Origin of the sequence: Rathayibacter rhapontici, from assembly GCF_001995175.1 — a bacterium.
Lineage (GTDB): Bacteria > Actinomycetota > Actinomycetes > Actinomycetales > Microbacteriaceae > Rathayibacter.
This window is the reverse complement of the sequence record NZ_MUKN01000120.1, coordinates 1-1839: the sequence shown is the minus strand read 5'-3', so window position 1 is coordinate 1839 and position 1839 is coordinate 1. Positions and strand designations below refer to the sequence as shown.

The following is a 1839-nucleotide window of genomic DNA, read 5'->3' as shown; positions in this document are numbered from 1 at the left end:
CGACGCGGCCGCGGTCGGCGCCGCCGCCCTGGTGCTGCAGCGGGCCCTCTCGCCGCGCGGCCCCCGCGGTCCGCTCGGGGGATCCGGCCCGATCGGCGCCGATCTCGGCTACGGTGGTCCACGCGAAGGGGAGTAGTTCCCACCGCCTGCTCGGCAGGCGACGAGGCGCGTCGACATGCTGGTCCGGGACGATCCGGACCCGGCGCTCCACCCGGATCCGCACGGAACCGGGCGAACGAGACCTTCGGTCAGTCGACGCACGTCCTGACCGGTCCCTCTCGCGCGGGTCGGCGGGCCCGAACCCAGGAGATCCCATGGTGAGAACCGCCCAGGACCCCGCTCCCCCCAGCCCCGCGCAGATCCGCCGCTGGCGCCGCTACCTCGCCGACGAACTCGCCGAGGCCGCCACCTACCGCGACCTCGCCGGTCGCCGCTCGGGCGAGGAGCGCGAGATCCTGCTCGCCCTCGCCGCAGCCGAGGGCCGGCACGAGGAGCACTGGCGCAGACTGCTCGGCTCCGCCGCGGAGCCGTCGCCGCGCCCGGATCTGCGCACGCGCGTGCTGGGCTTCCTCACCCGCCGCTTCGGCTCGGTCTTCGTGCTGGCGCTCGTCCAGCGCGCCGAGGCCCGCTCCCCCTACGCCGACGACGACGACGCGACCGAGGCCATGGCGGCCGACGAGCGGATCCACGGCGAGGTCGTGCGGGGACTCGCCGAGCGCGGCCGCACCCGCCTCTCCGGGACCTTCCGCGCCGCGGTCTTCGGCGCCAACGACGGCCTCGTCTCGAACCTCGCCCTCGTGCTGGGCGTCGGGGCGAGCGGAGTGGCCACGAGCGTCGTGCTGTTCACCGGCCTCGCGGGGCTGCTCGCCGGCGCGCTCTCGATGGGCGCGGGCGAGTTCGTCTCGGTGCGCTCGCAGCGGGAGCTGCTGAGCGCCTCCTCCCCCGACCTCGACACCAACCGCCTCGTCCCCGACCTCGACGTCGACGCGAACGAGCTCGCCCTCGTCTACCGCGCGCGCGGCATGACCGAGGCCGAGGCGAACGCCCGCGCCGAGTTCGTCTTCACGGGGCTCCGCGGCGGAGTCGCGGCCACCTCGCCGATCACGGTCGGCGGCCCGAAGGCCGACCCGTCGATCGACGAGCACGAGTCGATCGGCACGGGCATGGGCGCCGCGCTCTCGAGCTTCTGCTTCTTCGCGTCGGGGGCGATCATCCCCGTGCTGCCCTACCTGCTGGGCCTGTCCGGGATCGCCGCCGTGATCCTCGCCGCGATCCTGGTCGGCATCGCCCTGCTGGCCACCGGCGCGGTCGTGGGACTGCTCTCGGGTGCGCCTCCGCTCGCCCGGGCGCTGCGCCAGCTCGGCATCGGCTACGGAGCGGCGCTCGTCACGTACCTGCTCGGGCTGCTGTTCGGAGCCTCGGGGGTCTGACCGCCGTCAGTCCTCCGCCTGCTCCTCCTCGCGCGGGGCCGGACGCCCGCGCCAGCGCAGCGCCGCGACCCCGATCGCGATCAGCAGCGAGAACGGCAGCGAGCCCAGCAGCGGGATCGACGCGTAGTAGAGGATCTGCCGCTGGACCCACTCCGGCGACGGGGTGTCGGAGTCGCCGTAGTAGGGGGCGGGCGGCGAGGAGTAGCCGATCGAGAGGATCGCGAAGCCCAACGCGGTGCCGGCGAGTCCCGCGAGCAGCAGCACCAGGAGCCAGGGGTTCCGCAGCAGCGGGGCGTCGGGCTCGGACGCGATCACCGGGGCGGACGGAGCCTCCGGCTCGACGTCCTGCGCGGGCGGCCGGGCCTCGGAGGGCAGGCGCACCGCCTCCTCGGGCCGCGCGGACCCGGCG

The 1839-nt window shown here is 75.4% G+C and carries 2 protein-coding genes; one reads left to right on the top strand and one right to left on the bottom strand.

Features of this window, described 5'->3' with window-relative positions; genetic code table 11:
* The first annotated feature begins 314 nt into the window (after positions 1–314).
* Complete coding sequence (locus B0T42_RS18890) at positions 315–1430, top strand: VIT1/CCC1 transporter family protein (protein WP_077224496.1); 1116 nt, start codon at positions 315–317, stop codon at positions 1428–1430.
* Between the two features lie 6 nt (positions 1431–1436).
* Here the strand turns inward: B0T42_RS18890 and B0T42_RS18885 are convergent.
* Positions 1437–1839, bottom strand: a 403-nt coding sequence (locus tag B0T42_RS18885) for a hypothetical protein (RefSeq protein ID WP_236720420.1), incomplete at its 5' end; no start/stop codon positions are given.

Bases quoted from the DNA above. Each gene is read 5' to 3' on its own strand.
- B0T42_RS18890 (WP_077224496.1), top strand. From the start codon at position 315: ATGGTGAGAACCGCCCAGGACCCCGCTCCCCCCAGCCCCGCGCAGATC.